Origin of the sequence: Thermoanaerobacterium butyriciformans, from assembly GCF_017874545.1 — a bacterium.
Lineage (GTDB): Bacteria > Bacillota > Thermoanaerobacteria > Thermoanaerobacterales > Thermoanaerobacteraceae > Thermoanaerobacterium > Thermoanaerobacterium butyriciformans.
On the sequence record NZ_JAGGLT010000008.1, the window covers coordinates 76,876 to 94,172 of the forward strand.

A 17,297-nucleotide genomic window follows, 5' to 3' on the forward strand; every position below is an offset into this window, starting at 1 on the left:
TCAATGTTTTTTCATAAAATCCACATCAAAATTTGTGAATACCAATAAAAATCTTATATTAGCATATATAGCATCAAAAGCTGCTGATTTACTTAATGAATTTTTAAAAACTTACTACTACAATAAAATATCATCTGGTCCTTTTATGCTATCAAGTTCATAAACGTATGGTTTTACATCAATCAGATAGCTGCCATCTAAAGCATCTACACCTTTTACATAAAGTTTATTGCCATCTACTTTCATAAGATCTGCAACACAAAAAGCAATAGGATTAGGTCTATTAGGCGTACGAGTAGAAAATACGCCCCTTAACTCAGGCCCCCATGGTGTCACATGTCTTAATATATCCCTTTTGCTTAAATGTTGCCAATAAAGTACAATTATATGTTTTCTTTCTTCAATACTTAAAAGTCCGTCTACATATTCAGGATATATCTCTAATACAGTTTCTACATTGTTCATTCTACCCTGAAACGGTGCATCACTTTTATTTTTATAAGGACTGTGTATTATCCCAATTGGATTAATTTCCATTAAAATTACCCCTTCCAATATTTTTATAGTGGTATAACTACTTTAATATCATGAACTCTTTCAACAGCAACAGGAATATCATAAACTGCTTCTATATTTTCTTCTGTCATTATTTCTTCTCCACCATATGCATATATCGAATTATCTTTTAAAAGTAAAAACTTGTCAGAAAATCTAAGTGCTAAATTTAAATCATGAATAATAACAATCGCTGCTATATTTTGTTCTTTAACAGTTTGTTTGATAATTCTAAGTACTTCAATCTGATTTTTTAAGTCTAAGTTATTCGTTGGTTCGTCTAAGAGTATCACAAGAGGCTGTTGTGCCAAAGCCCGTGCTATCACTACCTTTTGTAGTTCACCACCACTTAATTCACTTAAATATCTTAAAGACAATTTATCTAAATTAAATTTGTTAATAACATCATTTACTATTTTTAAATCTTTTTTTGTAACATCCCATTTAATATGCGGCTTTCTGCCTAAAAGCACTGCATCAAAAACAGTAAAACGTCCATTTTCATTTCTTTGTGCAACATATCCAATTTTCTTTGCTATTTCTACCCGATCTAGTTTTAGGATATCTTCTTCTTCTATATAAATTGTACCCTTATGGGGTTTCAAAATCTTATTTATGCATTTTAATAAAGTTGACTTTCCTGCTCCATTATTTCCTAGTATAGACAAAAGCTCCCCTCTTTTAATGTCAAATCTAATATTTTTTAATACTGGTACACTGCTATAACTAAATTCAATACCATCAATATTTAAAATCATTTTTTGTACCCCCTTGAGAGCACGTATAAGAAAACCGGAGCGCCTAAAAATGAAGTTATTGCACCAACGGGTAGTACTATAGGTGAAATTATAGTTCTACCTAAAGTATCTGATGCCAAAAGTATTAAACTTCCTATTGCAGAAGATGCTGGAATTAAAAATCTATGATCGCTACCAATCAATCTTCTCATTATGTGAGGACCAACAAGTCCAATAAAGCCAATAATACCAACAAAAGAAGTTATTGTTGCAGCGATTAAAGATGCAATAAACATTCCAATCAATCTTATCCTTTCAGCATCAACTCCTAAACCTTTTGCTGTTTCTTCTCCACTGTCTAAAGCATTATAATTCCAGCGATTTAACATAAAGTATATTAAAGAAAGACCCACAACTGTTGACATTATAGCTAAATCACTCCATGAGGTCCTTCCTATATCCCCAAAAGTCCAGAATACAACTGAAGCTACCTGCACATCATCGCTGAAATACTGTAAAATCATAGTAATAGCAGAAAACAAAGAACCCAATGCTACCCCTGCTAAAACCATAGCCTCAGGAGTTACTTTAAAATTCTTTGCAAGCATCAAAATAATCAATGTAGCACCCATTGAACCCAAGAAGGCAAATATTACCACTAAATATGAATTATTTATAATCACAGAATCAGGATTTGAAGTAGTTCCAGCTCCAAATACTATAATAGCCAATGCAGCTCCAAAAGAAGCACCTTGAGAAATTCCTAAAGTAAATGGTGATGCTAAAGGGTTTCTTAAAATACTCTGTGTCACGCAACCAGCTACTGAAAGTCCAGTGCCCGCTACAATAGCCGATAAAACTCTCGGCATTCTAATATTCCAGACAATAATTTTGAATCTTTCACTGCCCTTACCAATCAATGTTTTAATTACATCGTATGTACTAATACCAGCAGAACCAGCATTTATGGCATACATTGCAAGTAAAATAGTTACCAATATTACAAGAAATATTATTAAAATTTTTCTTTTTATGTATTTGTTATAACTTGCAGGTATACTATTTGTAAAAGTCTCCTTCAAAACTACATCTCCCTTAATTTTAATTTTTTCACAGTTTAAAATAAAAATGCTATTATGATTAAAATTTAATTTTTTCAAACCCACCAAAAAACTTTTTCATTTCATTATATACGTTTTTACCCTTATCTCCAAAAAATAAAGTATATATTTCATTTGCCTTTACTTCTGGGTCAACATCTTTAAATTGTTCAGGATAAAGTACTTTTCCTGCCCAGTAAGAATCTACTAAAGCCGTTTCAATATTTGTTGTATATTGATTGTATGGAAGCATGCCATATACATTATTATTTTTTACAGCCTTCAAGCTTTTGTAAAAATTAGGATTCTTCTGATAATCTTGCTTTACTAAATCAAAATTTCCTTCATCAACAAATAATATATCAGGGTTCCATGATAATAGTTTCTCTCTTTCTATAACTATGCTTCCATTTTGTTTTAATGTATCAGCCACATTTTTTGCATGAATTGCTGCAAATGGCGGATAATTGCATTGTGTACTTTCTATTCCATGTCCGCCTTTAAAACCTAATGCTCCAATATAAACCGTTGGTTTTTTATAATCTGGTATTTCTTTTGTTCTATAATTTAAATCTTCTTGTATCTTTTTTATTTGGCTCACTAATTTTTCCGCTCTATCCTCTTTGCCCATAATTTTGCCTACAACATTTAGAGAAGTATATACGTCTTCATCAAATGTACCCAACTTTCCATAGCTTAAAACAACTACAGGTATACCCGTTTTTGCTTGAAGCTCATCAGCTTTTGACTTGTCTAGAAGAGAGGCAACAAATATTACATCTGGATTTGCTTGAACTAAATTTTCTGCATCAGGAACAGAATCTGGTCCACCCTGACCTATAACAGGAAGTTTATTAAGTTCATTATAAAAAACCATGTTATAAGTTCTTCCATCAGTAAGCTTTTTATCTATATTTTCAACTCCAGATACTCTATTTACTCCATCGATATATGTAATAAGCCTTAATGCACCAGGTCCAATGGCAACAACTTTTTTAACAGGAAGTTTTATTCTAATTTGGCGTCCCACCAAATCTGTAACAGTAACTGTTTGACCATTTTGCTTAGAAATATTAGAAGTTCTCTGTTGGTTCTGAGATCTGCTACAACCTGACAGAGAAATAGAAAAAATAAGCAAAACAACCAAAAACACATTGAATTTTTTAAGCTTATTTAACATTCGATTATACCTCCGCATAAATTTTGTATAATGTATACGTATATATATTATCGTGTTACTTTTTTAAAAATTATAACACGAAAAAGAAAACAAAACAAGTTTTGATAATTTAAGCAAAATAACTATAAAATTTTCCAAAACTTTATTGCTTTGGTTTTATAATAAAGGAAAAAGCTAGTACACTCCAGTACTAGCTGATAAACATAACTTATACCTTCAAAACCATCAAAATTTAAAATAGATACTTTTTTCTTTAATATAGCCTTAAGAAATTGCTCCAGCAGGACATATAGTAACGCACCTTCTACAATTTTTGCATTTATCAGAATTTATATATGCAATACCACCTTCTTTCTTTTTTATAATTCATTTTTAGCATATTGTTCAACTGCTTCTTCAACAGTATCCAAATTTTTAGCAGTTATCGGAATTTTCCCCCATTCTTCTTTTATTTTTTTGGCTCTCTTTACCCATAGCTTTTCCTATAAATAAACCCTGTCCCACCAATTCGCAAATCGTAAATCTTTCATTCTCAATTATTAGTCTTTGTCCTTCTTCAATCATATCATTATCAACAAGTTGTGGTAATATATGATCCATCATATCTATAAGATATGTTTTTATGCCAACCGCATTTAATGCTTGTGCAAGTTCTATTCCTATAGCTCCAGCACCTATCACAACAGCTTTTTGTAGATTTTTAGTAGCATCTTTTATTCTTAAAAGTTCATCCTCTGTCTTAAAAGTTGTTACATTTTTAAGATTAATACCTGGTATATTTGGAATAAAAGGTATTACACCGATTGCAATTATAAGTTTATCGTATTTAATTACATTGCCATCTTTTAGAGTTACTTCTTTAGATTTTAAATTGACATTTTCAGCAACGCCCCTAATTAATTCAACACCATTATCTTATCTGTAACCATCTTGTCGCTTTTAAATGTTTTTTCTGGCTCTATTATACCCTCAACTGCATATGGCATAGCACAATATATAAGACTGTGGTCTTCCTGTCTGACAAGTCCTATTGATAGATCATGGTTATTATTACCAAAAACTCGGCATGCACTCAGCGTAGCAGGACCACCTCCAATAATAAGTACGTCATACTTTTTCATATCTAATCTCCTTTCATAAATAACATATGTTAATATCACTATATATATTAACATATAACTATTTTTGTCATATGTCAATAATTCCGTTACATTATCTTTATTTTTATTCAAAAATAGCTGTTAGCAGGCTAATTGCTAACAGCTAGGGAGTGAAATATGGCTTTAAAAATTATTTACTTTATTATGGCCTTATGACCATTTCCTAATTATAGGATGTCACTATTATTAACTTATGTCAATAACAACAACCAGCCTTCTTAAAATCCCAATCTGATTTGCAGCTAATCCAACCCCATCAGCATTGTACATAGTTTCTGACATATCATCTAAATTCATTAATACATGATCATCTATTTTTTCGACTTGTTTTGCTTTTTTATATAATATAGGATCTCCAATTTTCCTAATATACCTTAACGCCATAAAAATCCTCCCTCTATAATTGTACATTATTAAGAGCAGCTTGTACCATTATAGCACACTCTATTCTTTTCTTTTGCAGTATGCAAGCAATCTCATTTGGTTTTGAAATATCTTTATTTGTAAAGTATGCATTAGCGTGACACCCACCTGAGCAAAACAGCTTTGCCCAACAATTTTTGCACTCTTCTTTAGCAAAAATATTGTTGTTTTTAAATTTATCTTTTAATTCTACGTTCGTTATGCCATCATTTATATTACCAATGATAAATTCTTCTTGCCCTACAAATTGGTGACACGGATAAATATCTCCTTCTGGTGATACAGCTAAACATTCATATCCAGCTCCACATGCAGTAATTTTCTTTAGCAGACACGGTCCATTGTATAAATTTAGATTGAAATGATAAAAACGAAATGGTTTGCCACTTTTTAATCTTTCAACATATAATTTTGCAAGATTTTCATATTCATCTAATATTTCTGGTAAATCAGTTTCATCAAAATAAATTTCATCTCCTGTTCCAACAACAGGTTCAACAGATATATCTTTAAATCCTAAATCTGCTAAATGAAATACATCCTTTTTGACTATAAGAGAAACTAAATCTTGTGGAGATGTAACTATTACAATGCCATCTAATGGTATTGATTGAATACTGTGAGAGGAACATCACCTGTACCAGGTGGCATATCAATAAAGAGATAATCAAGTTCATTCCACACGACATCAGTCCAAAATTGTTTAACAGCATTTCCTATAAGAGGGCCTCTCCAAATTACAGGTGAATCAGGGCTGTCCAACAAAAAATTAATCGACATTATTTTTAAATCATTGCTTGTTTCAACAGGAAATATACCTTCACCAAAAACTTGTGGTCTTAACTCATTTACACCAAATATCTTTGGAATTGAAGGACCAGTAATGTCTGCATCTAATATGCCAACTTTATAACCTTTTCTTTTCATCATTACACCTAATAGCGATGTTACAAGTGACTTCCCAACACCGCCTTTGCCGCTTATCACCGCTACTACATGTTTTATATCACTCAATTCATTGCCTTTAATTAAAAAATTATTTTTGTCATTATTCTTACTATTAGCATTAGAATTTTCTTTTTGTCTGCTTTGCTCCATTTTATAAAACACCCCTTTATATTGACATATGTTTATTTTCATTACAAATATACAATTATTTTAATCATATGTCAATATAAAAACTAAATATTTGATAATAACTTATCCTCTTCTTCTAATAATATAGAATTGAAATATTTATTTTTCTCCCATTAAGCATAAATAGCCAATTTTATCTTTTTTTAATCTTCTGTTAACAAATTATTCATAAAGTTTTGATATTATTTTCTTACAATTATGACACAAATACGAGGGGGAATTAAAATTGAACAAGAAATTATTTAAATGGAAATATATCTTTATAACTTTCGTGCTTATTGTAGCTATTATTATTGCATCTGTCATGAATTTAAAAACTACTTTTGCCAATCTCACAGAGAAAAAGCCTGTCCCTAATAGCGACGATCCGGGGCAAAGAATACTTGTAGTTGTACCACACCCTGATGATGAATCATTGGGAATGGCAGGTGTCATACAAAAATCTATCGAATTGAAAAGACCCATAAAAGTTGTAATTGTAACAGATGGTGAAAGCTATAAAAAAGCTGCTCAAGTCTTTACAGGTGACATCAATCCAACGCCAGCAGACTTTTATAAACTTGGACTTCAAAGACACAGCGAAAGTTTAGCTGCAATGTCTGTATTAGGGCTTCCAAAAGATGACGTGATATTTTTAGGTTTCGCTGATGGCAGCACGAGATTTTTATGGAGTGACTTTTGGGACAATGGAAAGCCTAGAATTAGCGGTGGAACAAATGCAGCATATTCTCCATATAAAGATGTGTACAAACCTGGTGTTGCATATACAGGTGAAAACTTGGAAAATGAACTGCAAGATATCATGAAGTCATTTAAGCCTACAGATATTTATTACCCTTTAGCAGATGACATACATCCCGATCACTGGGCTGTAAGCAACTTCACAAGGTACGCAATAGTCGCACTTAATTTAAACGTAAGAGAGCACATGTTTTTAGTTCACCATCCACAATGGCCTGTACCATGGTTACTGATGCCAAATGACTCTCTTTTACCACCAACAGACATGAAAGACAGCAACACTGTATGGCAAAGTATTCCTCTTTCAAAGCAAGAAGAAGCTAAAAAGGAAGAAGCCATTAAGCAGTATACATCACAGATAAAAGTGATGGAGCCATTTTTATTGGCGTTTGTAAGAAAAAATGAGCTTTTCGGGACAAAGCCTGTCATTACGATTCCAGAAGTTGAAACAAAGCCAAACTTATACGACAAAAACATGCCTTTCTCGCTTTTAAGCATACCAGCAGGCGGAGTACTTGACCAAGAAATCTATAAAAGCGCTGATCTTACAAAGCTTGCTTCATTCTACTACGACAACCACTTGTATATAGGTGTTCAAACACTATCACCTATATCTAAAAATGTAAGATACAACATCGAAATGAGATTGTTTTACAATAACAGCATAAAGAGGATCGATTTAGGACTGGTAAACGGCAAGCTCTATCAGTACAGAAAAGCCAATAATTCGCTTCTTAAATCTATAGCATCAAGACCAATAATAGACAAAAATATATTGTGGATAAAATTGAATATTCCACAAAAACAGGACTTGCGCTATATATTCATGGGTTCTGACTCAATATACAAAGAAAGACTTATCGATAAGATTCCTTGGAATATGTATAAGATATCTAAACAAGCATAGCCTGTCTTGCAAAAATCGAGGTGATTAATTTGCAAAAGAGATATTTAAAAACAATGATATCATTTTTCATTGTGTTAGTATTAATAATCACGGCTGTAGACGGTTATTTTTACGTAGAAAAGTACAAAAAATCGTCGCAGGAAACCAAAGCTAAAGTTGTAGAGGGAAATGAGAATCTTCCTAAACCTATGAAGCTTAACCTTCCTGAAGATGGAAGCCAATACGATGTCATAGTAGTAGGAGCAGAGCCAGAAGGCGTCGCTGCTGCAAGATCCGCTGCAAAAAACGACGCAAAAGTCTTAATCATCGATAATCACGATGGTCCTGGCGGCCTTATGACATACGGCATGCTAAACACCATAGACATGAGCATGGCTCCTGATGGTACATTGCTTACACAAGGCACATTTAAAGAGTTTTTTAAAGGCATAGGTTCAAAAAACTCTTTTGATGTGAAAAAGGCTAAAGAAGTATTTTTAAAGCTTTTAAGTTCGCCAAAAATAACCCAGTCTTACAATACAGTATTTGTAAAGCCCATAATGGATGGAAACAAGATAATTGGCATAACCGCATTAAAGAATGGAAAAGAAGTAAATTTCTACGGCAAAAGGATAATAGACGCAACGCAAGATGCTTCAGTTGCAGCATCAGCAGGAGTGCCGTACACAATTGGTGCAGAAGACATGGGCGTAAAAGGCAAAGTACAAGCATCAACACTTATTTTCAGATTAAAAGGATTAGATTGGGACAACCTTATAAAAATAATAAAATACGAAAAGAAGATACCAGCAACGTATATAAATGACACATCAGCAAGTGGATTTTTATCAATCACGAAAAAGTACAAACCGTCGACGCCTATGATTAGGCTAAGAGGATTAAACCTAGGCAAGCAGGACGACGGCACAGCATTGGTTAACGCCCTTTTGATATACGGCGTTGACGGTCTTAATCAATCATCAATAGAAAAAGGAATGGAACTAGCAAAGAAAGAGCTTCCAAGGATAGTACAGTTCTTTAGAGAAAACATCCCTGGCTTTGAGAAAGCACAGCTTGACGGCACAGCAGATGAACTGTATATAAGAGAGACGAGGCACATAAAAGGATACTACACACTTGACATAAACGATGTCGTATTTAATAGGGACTTTTACGACAGGATAGCTATAGGCTCATATCCAGTAGATGTACAAGCAACATCACCGGAAGATGTTGGCTTTGTATACGGAAAACCTGTAGAGTATGCAGTGCCATTTAGGTGCATAGTGCCTGATAAGGTAGAGAACCTGCTTGTAGTAGGGCGGTCAGCATCCTACAGCCACTTAGCAGCAGGGTCAGCCAGAACGATACCCATAGGCATGGCAGAAGGAGATGCGGCAGGTGTAGGGTCAGCGTACTCCATAGCCAAAGACAAATCATTTGAAGACATCGCAAAAAGTGAAGAAGATATAAAGAACATACAGTCTATATTAGTAAGCCAAGGAGCGTACCTTAAACCGTTTAAAGTAGAAGAAGCTGTAGAAAAAAGTTGGGCTTTTGACGGGCTAAAATTTGCCCTTCGCTGGGGGCTTATAGTGCCTGGATATACAAATGATTTTAAGCTTAATGAAGGCATAAAAAGCATATCATTTTACTATATGGTATCAAACATGATTAAAAGGTCAATACCAGATAAATCACAGCTTATAGATGATGATTATCAGTATCTGCAAAAATACATTGTTGACAAGCCTCTTACGAAAGAAGAAGCTGCGGATATACTTTTGACTTATGCTGGATATAGAAATGAAGCTAATAAATATAGTGGTAGTTTATGCGATTTAGCACATGAAAAAGGACTAATATCTGATACAGCATATCAAAAGATGAAAGATACAAAATATGTAAAATGGGAAGATTCATATGACATGATATTGTCACTTCACAATTATCTAAGCAAACTCTGACAAAGTAAAGTATATGCAAAAAGCTCGGTTTTTAGCCGAGCTTTAATTAATTTTGGAAATTAGTTATTCTGTTTGCGATAATGCCAAATAAGTATTTGAACTCTTTCACTTTTAAAAGAAGCATCATACCAACGTATATAGCACCACCAATAATGACAATCAAACTTGTAAGCAACAATTCCATCTTAAATCCAACCATGTATCTTGAAAGAAAATTGTTCATTAAAAATACCACTGCACCCATGGTAACAGAAGATAAAACCAATTTACCGCCGGTATTTAAAATATCACGTCCACCAAAAGCACCCATCTTCTTCCTAAAATCCTTCATCAATAATACAGCACAAATTGCAGCAGATGCAGACGACCCTATGGCAAGACCAGCGATACCTATATATTTTACCAGTATTATGCTTATCAATATATTTACTGCTATGCCTAAAATACTGTTTATCATAGGCGTCCTCGTATCATTTGTGGAGTAAAATGATACATTAAACACATCTCTTATGCCATAAAAAATCATTCCTATTGAAAGGTACAAAAGCGCAATAGCTGTAATCTCAACACTGTAATCATTAAATCTTCCGTGTTTAAACAATATATCTATTATGTGATACCTTAAAATCATGATGCCTAAAGTAACGGGAATCATGATCATATTGATATTGTTTATAGCCTTTATCATGTGGGATTTCATGCCTTTATAATCGCCGATACTTCCTTCCCTTGACAAAGTAGGAAATATGACTGTCACAACCGATGTAGCAAATGTCCCGTAAAATGCACCTGTTAATAAGCTGGCATAGCTAAAAGCTGTGATGTTTCCATTTGGCAACCCTGATGCAAGTCTCGTATTTATGATTATGTTTATCTGATTTACAGACAATCCTACTATGACAGGGCTAATAAGCTTTAACATCCTTACAATGCGAGGATCTTTAAAATCTATTTTAAAGCTGTATCTGTACTTATTTTTAATAAGCCATGGTATCTGATTTACCACCTGAAGCCCGAACGCAACTGTAGTGTATACAGTAAGGCCTACTATGCCACCATACTTTGCAAAAAACAACATAAACACAATAGGTGGAATATCTATCAAAATTCCATTTAAAGCAGGTGCAGTAAAATCATTGAGGGTCTGAAGAATAGCAGTAAAACCTGCTGACATGCTTAAAAACAGCATGTTTACAATGCTTATTTTTGTCAAATTTACTGCAAGTTGAAACTTCTCACCTGTAAAATTCGACGCCATCAATCTTACCAAGTATGGTGAAAAGATCCATGCTATTATAAATATAGCAAATGAAAACAAAAACAAAATGTTCATGATGTTGTTGGCAAAATCAAACATTTCATCTTTGCCGCGCTTCGCATACGTTTCATTTAAAAGAGGTATAAAGGCGGTGGATACTGCAACACCTATTATAGAGTAAAGCACTGTGGGAATATTTAAAGACACTGTATAAGCGTCAGTTGCCCATGTGGTTCCAAATACTTTACCTTGCACCGTATTTTTTAAAAGCCCTGCGAATTTCCCCAAAATCGTTATAAATGCCACAATGCTTGCTGATTTAAATAATTTCTTATTACTCATACGATCTCCATTCCATCTTTTGATTTTCTATAATTTGTTCTTCAAACTCACCATGACAATTTTATATTTTACATCCTAATTAGTTTTTAAGCAACATCATCTACTCTTTATGCTCAGCATAAAATTTTTCATAATTATTAAGCTCTCTTTTCAGGAGATTAGGCGTATCAAGCTTATATGGACATTTGCTTTTACAGTTTCCGCATTCAATGCAATCATTATCTTCGCTGTCCGTATATGCTCTTGCAGTATCGAAGAAATTTATACTATTTTCATATGCTTTTCGTAAAATCTTTTTAGCCTCTTCCAATGAAACTCTCTGTATTGGCAATGCACCAAAACCGATTCGTGTTACCATCAAATTTGTTTTTTCTAATCTTATCTTAATTTCGTACAAGACAGTTTTATTTTTACTTTTGACACTATAACCAATCTTAAATATTAAAATTTAATCAAAAATGGTGATATAATATTACATGTAAAATTATACTAGGAGGGATTCAAATGCCACTACCACCATTTTTGTCATCACTTGATAAAAATGATCCTGAATTTGCAAAAGCAATAGAAAAAGTATATTCTTCTGCAATGGGTTCAGGTGCGTTAGAGCAGAAAACAAAATTGTTAATAGCACTGGCTATTGATGCTCTACACGGCGCTAACCTTGGAGTAGAAAACATATCAAATCAACTGAGAAATATGGGGGTTACTGATGAAGAAATAGCAGAAGCTATACGTATAGCTTATTTTGCATCCGGAAATTCAATATTATCCTCATATTTTTCAGCTTTCAAAAAATAACAGCTAAAATCGAGTAGAAGCTGAATAATTATTTTATTCAGCTTCCTTCCTCATTGTTAGTTTATCTTACTTCATTTTATTCTGTCAATTCCTGTAATACTTTTGAATCTTTTCTTCTAGCATATCAATGCTGATAAATCTAGCCTCTCTGATGATTTCCCTTCCTTCTGCAAAAAGAAGCACCGTAGGAACAGTAAAAATCATAAATTCACCGGATGCAGCAGGCAATTCATCTATCGACACATGTGCGCTAGATATTTCAGTATAATTCAAAAGCATTTTTTCTATTTTGGGCAACAATGTTGTACAAATGCCGCAATCATTTGTAGAAAAATACAATAAAACCATTTTTTTATTACTAATTAATTCCTTTATATCATCAATCCTATTTAATTTCTGCAACTTTTTGTACCTCCTATTTAATCATGGCAAACACGGTTTCTTCCTGCAGACTTCGCCTCGTACATTATATTGTCAACTCTGCTCATTATCGAATCAGATATATCGCCTTCTTTATACTCTGTCACTCCAAAACTTGCCGTTACATTTTCTATATTTGAAATTTTCATATTGCTTAACCTGCATCGCAACTCTTCAGCCAGATGTGCTGCATCTTCTACTGTAGTATCTGGCAACAAAACCACAAATTCTTCACCGCCCCATCTTGCAAATACATCTACTTTTCTTATTCTATTCATTATGATATTTGACAAATTTTTAAGGACTTCATCACCTAAATTATGACCATACATATCGTTAATTTTTTTAAAATGATCTATGTCCAACATAATAATTGAAAATATGCTTTTATACCGCTTTGAACGTTCTATTTCTTCTTCCAATTTCCGTATAAAATAGCGGCGATTATAAGCATTCGTCAAAACATCTGTATCGGATAAATAGCGAAGTTCCTCTTCTATTTTTTTGTACTTTGTGACATCAATGGCGTAATGGAGATATATATCATCGCCCAAAGGTATCCACCAAGTATCCCAAATACTGCCATCAACCTCTACTTCACTATTTATCGGTTCATTTCTATCAAATGCTTCATCTGCACGACAGAAACTACATTTTGCTGTTAATAAATCCGAACCATTTTTAGCTATCTTTGGAGTCATATCATGCATAATTCCCCAACAGTAATCGCCAACTTTTGTTCCAAAAATCGTTTTTGCTGCATTATTTTGTGCTAATATACGGTGATCTTTTGATACGAGCCATGCTGGACTTGGTATGCCTTCTACCATTAAGCGGATTCTTTCTTCCTTTTGTCTGTTTTCTTTCTCCAAGCACTTCTTTTCGGTTATATCATCTACGATTATTTGAGCACCTACTATTTCTCCATCTTCTTCTAAAGGTTTAATGTGAACTCTAAGCCATACATCCTTACCCCATTTAGACACATAATTTATTTCATATATCCCTGATTTGTTATTCCTTATGCATTCATCAAGTTCTTTAGAAAGGCCTTGATTAACTAGTAAAGGAAATGTTAATAGATTAATTCTTTTTGTCTCTTCAATATCAGGAGAGCCAAGTATTTCTAACGTTTTTTGATTTACATAGATTATATTGCCGTTTTTATCACATCTTATTATTCCAATCGGTGCATTCTCAGCTAACTCAATGAATCGTTTATGGCTTTGCTCAATCTCTTTTTCATGTTGCTTGCGTTCCTCTACATTGCGTATTATACCCAACACATACCATGAATCTAGAATTTTAAAAGAAGATAGTGAAACCTCAATATCAATTTCTTTTCCACTCTTATGCCTCGCTTTAAATTCAACTGTTTTGCCTATTTTTTCCCCATCTCCTGTAAGGTTAAATCTCTTAAAAGCATCAGCAAAAAGGTTATATGCATTTTTATCAGTTACAATAATGCGATGCAGATCTTTTCCTATTAGCTCTTCCTTTGAATAACCAAAGAGCTTTTCCACTGCCGGATTTACAAAAACGGTTTTCCCATCCCCATCTAATATAATTATTGCTTCTTCACCCGTTGTGACTTTTTCTACCTCATAACCATTTTCATATAAAAGATCCGAAACAATTTGCTGTGATAAGTGGCTGTGTTCCACTTGTAATATTCTTCCCCTTTTATGCATATTTTCAATGTACAATTTTTACCCCCCTCTAATTTGGTATCTGCTTTTATTAGTTAGCACCACATAATTTATTATGTATAAAGTATACTTTAAATTTTGAAACAATGCACTATCTAGTCAAAACCATGCCTAAGTCTTTTCTAAAAAGCTAGTTTTTCCTAAAAGCAAATGTCTCGTACAAAAGAATAACACAAAATTTAATAACAATCCAGTATCTTCTAAAAAAACACGAATAAAATCAGTTAAATCAATTGATGATTAGGCGTAAAGAAGCGGGCGTATGATAAAAGGGCTACCGAAAAACACGCTATTGCAGTTGTGGATGTTATCATAAATGTAACCATCATCTGATATTCAACAGCATTTATAGGATCAACGCCACCTAAGATAAGACCAGTCATCATACCTGGCAGTTGCACAATACCAAGTGTTTTCATACTGTCTATAGTCGGCATCATTCCTGTTTTGATAGCTGTTTTTAGTATTTTCTGGGATGCCTGTCTTGAATTAGCCCCCAGTGAAAGATACGTCTCAATTTCATGCCTTCTGTTTTTCATCTCATCTTTAAGCCTTGACACTGTTAGTCCAGATGAAACCATTGCATTCCCGATTATCATACCTGAGACTGGTATCACTTCTTGTGGTCTAAAGTGTATGCTGCCAAATAATATTAGTGCAGTAAGTGTAATAGCAGCGCCAAATGCAATAGATATTGTTATATAATAAAACACATATGGTATTCCTCTTCCTCTTTTTGCTGCATTATTTCCTGCCACAATAATCATTACAATAACCATCGCAAGTGTAAAAAATATATTATTGGCGCTAAAAATATAATGAAGAATGTATCCAACAATTGTAAGCTGTAAAACCGCTCTCACAGTGCCAATGATTACTTCTTTTTCAACACCAAGTTTTTGGTAATATGAAATAAAAATTGATACCAATACAAGGCTTGATGACAATATAAGCGACAATACACTCATTCAGCTTCCTCCTTTGCCAATTTCCCATCAATAAAGAGTTTCGTTACATCAAATTTAGGATTTAAGAAAAAATCTCTTGTCTCCTGGTACTCAACTAATTGTCCTTTATTTATAAAGATAGTATAATCGCCAACGCGTTTTGCTTGTTCCATATTATGTGTAATCCAAATAAATGTAAGATTTAATTTGTTTTTTAAATCCATTACAAGTTCCTCAATCACTTGTGTAGATGTTGGATCAAGCGCAGACGTTGGTTCATCTAAAAGCAACACTTCAGGTTCATTTGCAAGTGTCCTTGCTATAGAAATTCTCTGTGCTTCACCGCCAGATAAGTCATCGACTTTTTTCTTACTATAACTTTTATCAAGCCCAACTATTTTTAAATAATATTCCACGTCAATATCTTTCTTTCCTTTAAGCATAGGTCCATATTTAATGTTGTCTTCAACGGTCCCCTCAAAAAGATATGGCTGCTGAAAAACCATCCCAATCCTTCGCCTAAGCTGTATTATGTCATAATTCATTATATCGTTTCCGTCTATCAATATTTTGCCTTCAGTCGGGTCTATAAGCCTATTTATCAATTTTATCAAAGTAGATTTACCAGCACCTGACGGTCCTATTATTGTGTATATATGACCCATATATATTTCCAGTGTTATATCTTCCAAAATCACATCATCAGAATCGCTAAAGCCTACGTTTATAAACTTTATCTCCTTCATTTTCGCACCTCACAAAAAATTACACATCATTTATTTCATAATAAGCGATATAGACTTTAAAATCATCCTTCTTTATAAATCTTCATCACATTGTATATTATAATACATAGCAGAAATGCTTTCCATAAGGTAATTTGCAATTCTCTCTCTTTCAATTTTATATGATATATTAGGATCATATACTATCTTTTTACCTATCTGATATCCTGTTCTGATTTTTGTTTACGCAAAGTGGATAAAAACTTATAAGTTCACCGTATTCTTTAAAATACATCTTAGCAACATTTATAAATCCCGTATTAAATTTATCCAAAACATCATTATACTTTTTATTCCTATCTTCAGGGAAAATAAGTATGTTATTTCCTTCTTTTAATCTATCCAAAGTCAATAGGATCGTATCAGTGCAAAAAATCCGACATGCTTTGACACAAATGCAAAAAAATAAAAGCCATGAAAGGCTTGATATCGCTTAATTTTTTATGGAGGCGGCATCCAGATTCGAACTGGAGATAAAGGTTTTGCAGACCTCTGCCTTACCACTTGGCTATGCCGCCAAATTTTGGAGCGGACAACGAGACTCGAACTCGCGACCCTCACCTTGGCAAGGTGATGCTCTACCAACTGAGCTATGTCCGCTTAATCTTATGGTGCCTCGAAGTGGAATCGAACCACTGACACAGGGATTTTCAGTCCCTTGCTCTACCGACTGAGCTATCGAGGCTCTTAAATTTTATGGCGACCCAAAAGGGGCTCGAACCCTCGACCTCCAGCGTGACAGGCTGGCGCTCTAACCAACTGAGCTATTGGGCCATGACAGTGGTCGCAATAGGGCTCGAACCTATGACCCCCTGCTTGTAAGGCAGGTGCTCTCCCAGCTGAGCTATACGACCATTTCTCGTGACAAGTATTAGTATACCTAAAAAACTCTGATTCGTCAATATCCTTTTTAAATTTTTTTCTATAAAGTTGCTATAAGATTTGGTATTATATTCCTCATAAAATAAAATTAGTATATAAATGAAAATAATGTTCAAATTGTTAGATAAGAATCTATATGACCTAAGAAATGATATGTATTTTAATATTTTTGGGCAGCATTAATAGACATACGTATTGTATGCCAAAAAAAATTTATTCGTAATCACTGTTTATACACTATTTTAAAGTTTGCTATATTTTGTATCT

The 17,297-nt window shown here is 33.5% G+C and carries 19 protein-coding genes, 5 tRNA genes and 1 pseudogene; 3 read left to right on the forward strand and 22 right to left on the reverse strand.

The features are described 5' to 3' along the window. Window positions 1-117 precede the first annotated feature (117 nt). The 10 genes and pseudogenes from tsaA to J2Z80_RS15385 all read right to left on the reverse strand — a co-directional run bounded on the left by tsaA (window position 118) and on the right by J2Z80_RS15385 (window position 6,253). Window positions 118-537, reverse strand: coding sequence for a tRNA (N6-threonylcarbamoyladenosine(37)-N6)-methyltransferase TrmO (gene tsaA, locus J2Z80_RS04830; protein WP_209453389.1), 420 nt, complete (start codon window positions 535-537; stop codon window positions 118-120). A gap of 23 nt (window positions 538-560) precedes the next feature. Next, on the reverse strand, window positions 561-1,313 hold the full coding sequence (locus J2Z80_RS04835; protein WP_209453390.1) for an ABC transporter ATP-binding protein: 753 nt from the start codon (window positions 1,311-1,313) through the stop codon (window positions 561-563). Then, window positions 1,310-2,374 (reverse strand): FecCD family ABC transporter permease, encoded by a 1,065-nt coding sequence (locus J2Z80_RS04840; protein ID WP_209453391.1) that lies wholly within the window; start codon window positions 2,372-2,374, stop codon window positions 1,310-1,312. Before J2Z80_RS04840 ends, J2Z80_RS04835 begins: the two co-directional genes overlap by 4 nt. A gap of 58 nt (window positions 2,375-2,432) precedes the next feature. Then, on the reverse strand, window positions 2,433-3,572 hold the full coding sequence (locus J2Z80_RS04845; protein WP_209453392.1) for an iron ABC transporter substrate-binding protein: 1,140 nt from the start codon (window positions 3,570-3,572) through the stop codon (window positions 2,433-2,435). 264 nt (window positions 3,573-3,836) lie between these two features. Further along, window positions 3,837-3,938 carry a 4Fe-4S binding protein gene (locus J2Z80_RS15180; RefSeq protein ID WP_209453405.1) on the reverse strand — a complete coding sequence of 34 codons (102 nt, stop codon included), beginning with the start codon at window positions 3,936-3,938 and terminating at the stop codon, window positions 3,837-3,839. A 48-nt stretch (window positions 3,939-3,986) separates the two neighbouring features. Continuing rightward, window positions 3,987-4,469 (reverse strand): FAD-dependent oxidoreductase, encoded by a 483-nt coding sequence (locus J2Z80_RS04860; RefSeq protein WP_349292577.1) that lies wholly within the window; start codon window positions 4,467-4,469, stop codon window positions 3,987-3,989. Then, window positions 4,469-4,693: a hypothetical protein gene (locus tag J2Z80_RS04865; protein WP_209453393.1), complete on the reverse strand. Its 225-nt coding sequence runs from the start codon at window positions 4,691-4,693 to the stop codon at window positions 4,469-4,471. Before J2Z80_RS04865 ends, J2Z80_RS04860 begins: the two co-directional genes overlap by 1 nt. Window positions 4,694-4,933: 240 nt before the next feature. Continuing rightward, a pseudogene (locus J2Z80_RS04870) lies at window positions 4,934-5,116 on the reverse strand (peptide deformylase); the annotation flags it as partial. A 13-nt stretch (window positions 5,117-5,129) separates the two neighbouring features. After that, the gene (locus J2Z80_RS15380; protein WP_432422704.1) at window positions 5,130-5,771 is read right to left on the reverse strand and encodes an SPASM domain-containing protein; all 642 of its coding nucleotides are present in this window, start codon (window positions 5,769-5,771) and stop codon (window positions 5,130-5,132) included. Next, window positions 5,753-6,253: a P-loop NTPase gene (locus J2Z80_RS15385; protein WP_432422703.1), complete on the reverse strand. Its 501-nt coding sequence runs from the start codon at window positions 6,251-6,253 to the stop codon at window positions 5,753-5,755. Before J2Z80_RS15385 ends, J2Z80_RS15380 begins: the two co-directional genes overlap by 19 nt. A 265-nt stretch (window positions 6,254-6,518) precedes the next feature. On the opposite strand from J2Z80_RS15385, the gene J2Z80_RS04885 reads away from it, so the two are divergent. Continuing rightward, complete coding sequence (locus tag J2Z80_RS04885) at window positions 6,519-7,940, forward strand: PIG-L deacetylase family protein (protein WP_209453394.1); 1,422 nt, start codon at window positions 6,519-6,521, stop codon at window positions 7,938-7,940. Between the two features lie 29 nt (window positions 7,941-7,969). After that, the gene (locus J2Z80_RS04890; protein ID WP_209453395.1) at window positions 7,970-9,886 is read left to right on the forward strand and encodes an FAD-dependent oxidoreductase; all 1,917 of its coding nucleotides are present in this window, start codon (window positions 7,970-7,972) and stop codon (window positions 9,884-9,886) included. Window positions 9,887-9,932: 46 nt separating this feature from the next. On the opposite strand, the gene murJ is transcribed toward J2Z80_RS04890, so the two are convergent. Together murJ and J2Z80_RS04900 are read right to left on the reverse strand one after the other, a co-directional pair. Further along, on the reverse strand, window positions 9,933-11,486 hold the full coding sequence (gene murJ, locus J2Z80_RS04895; protein WP_209453396.1) for a murein biosynthesis integral membrane protein MurJ: 1,554 nt from the start codon (window positions 11,484-11,486) through the stop codon (window positions 9,933-9,935). Window positions 11,487-11,586: 100 nt separating this feature from the next. Continuing rightward, entirely contained in the window at window positions 11,587-11,883 is a 297-nt protein-coding gene (locus J2Z80_RS04900; protein ID WP_209453397.1) for an aldo/keto reductase, read from the reverse strand. 107 nt (window positions 11,884-11,990) lie between these two features. Between J2Z80_RS04900 and J2Z80_RS04905 the strand changes: the two genes are divergently transcribed. Further along, window positions 11,991-12,287 (forward strand): carboxymuconolactone decarboxylase family protein, encoded by a 297-nt coding sequence (locus J2Z80_RS04905; protein WP_209453398.1) that lies wholly within the window; start codon window positions 11,991-11,993, stop codon window positions 12,285-12,287. Window positions 12,288-12,371: 84 nt separating this feature from the next. Here J2Z80_RS04905 and J2Z80_RS04910 read toward each other — a convergent pair whose 3' ends face one another. The 10 genes from J2Z80_RS04910 to J2Z80_RS04955 form a co-directional block, all read right to left on the reverse strand. Then, complete coding sequence (locus tag J2Z80_RS04910; protein WP_209453399.1) at window positions 12,372-12,689, reverse strand: thioredoxin family protein; 318 nt, start codon at window positions 12,687-12,689, stop codon at window positions 12,372-12,374. 17 nt (window positions 12,690-12,706) lie between these two features. Further along, a complete protein-coding gene (locus tag J2Z80_RS04915; protein WP_209453400.1) occupies window positions 12,707-14,413 on the reverse strand; it encodes a sensor domain-containing diguanylate cyclase in 1,707 nt (568 codons plus the stop codon). Between the two features lie 227 nt (window positions 14,414-14,640). Then, entirely contained in the window at window positions 14,641-15,384 is a 744-nt protein-coding gene (locus tag J2Z80_RS04920) for an ABC transporter permease (RefSeq protein ID WP_209453401.1), read from the reverse strand. Next, window positions 15,381-16,109 carry an ABC transporter ATP-binding protein gene (locus tag J2Z80_RS04925; RefSeq protein ID WP_209453402.1) on the reverse strand — a complete coding sequence of 243 codons (729 nt, stop codon included), beginning with the start codon at window positions 16,107-16,109 and terminating at the stop codon, window positions 15,381-15,383. Before J2Z80_RS04925 ends, J2Z80_RS04920 begins: the two co-directional genes overlap by 4 nt. Before the next feature lie 190 nt (window positions 16,110-16,299). Further along, window positions 16,300-16,494: a hypothetical protein gene (locus tag J2Z80_RS04930; RefSeq protein ID WP_209453403.1), complete on the reverse strand. Its 195-nt coding sequence runs from the start codon at window positions 16,492-16,494 to the stop codon at window positions 16,300-16,302. A gap of 98 nt (window positions 16,495-16,592) precedes the next feature. After that, window positions 16,593-16,666 (reverse strand) — tRNA-Cys (locus tag J2Z80_RS04935). A gap of 6 nt (window positions 16,667-16,672) precedes the next feature. Further along, window positions 16,673-16,748, reverse strand: a tRNA-Gly gene (locus J2Z80_RS04940). A gap of 9 nt (window positions 16,749-16,757) precedes the next feature. Then, a tRNA-Phe gene (locus J2Z80_RS04945) sits at window positions 16,758-16,833 on the reverse strand. Window positions 16,834-16,845: 12 nt separating this feature from the next. Further along, window positions 16,846-16,922, reverse strand: a tRNA-Asp gene (locus J2Z80_RS04950). A gap of 7 nt (window positions 16,923-16,929) precedes the next feature. After that, window positions 16,930-17,002: transfer RNA gene (locus J2Z80_RS04955), tRNA-Val, on the reverse strand. Window positions 17,003-17,297 lie beyond the last annotated feature (295 nt).

Excerpts from the sequence above, each read along its gene's own strand:
- tsaA (WP_209453389.1), bottom strand. The coding sequence starts at position 537 with ATGGAAATTAATCCAATTGGGATAATACACAGTCCTTATAAAAATAAA.
- J2Z80_RS04835 (WP_209453390.1), bottom strand. The coding sequence starts at position 1,313 with ATGATTTTAAATATTGATGGTATTGAATTTAGTTATAGCAGTGTACCA.
- J2Z80_RS04845 (WP_209453392.1), bottom strand. The coding sequence starts at position 3,572 with ATGTTAAATAAGCTTAAAAAATTCAATGTGTTTTTGGTTGTTTTGCTT.
- J2Z80_RS04865 (WP_209453393.1), bottom strand. The coding sequence starts at position 4,693 with ATGAAAAAGTATGACGTACTTATTATTGGAGGTGGTCCTGCTACGCTG.
- J2Z80_RS15385 (WP_432422703.1), bottom strand. The coding sequence starts at position 6,253 with ATGGAGCAAAGCAGACAAAAAGAAAATTCTAATGCTAATAGTAAGAAT.
- murJ (WP_209453396.1), bottom strand. The coding sequence starts at position 11,486 with ATGAGTAATAAGAAATTATTTAAATCAGCAAGCATTGTGGCATTTATA.
- J2Z80_RS04905 (WP_209453398.1), top strand. The coding sequence starts at position 11,991 with ATGCCACTACCACCATTTTTGTCATCACTTGATAAAAATGATCCTGAA.
- J2Z80_RS04920 (WP_209453401.1), bottom strand. The coding sequence starts at position 15,384 with ATGAGTGTATTGTCGCTTATATTGTCATCAAGCCTTGTATTGGTATCA.
- J2Z80_RS04925 (WP_209453402.1), bottom strand. The coding sequence starts at position 16,109 with ATGAAGGAGATAAAGTTTATAAACGTAGGCTTTAGCGATTCTGATGAT.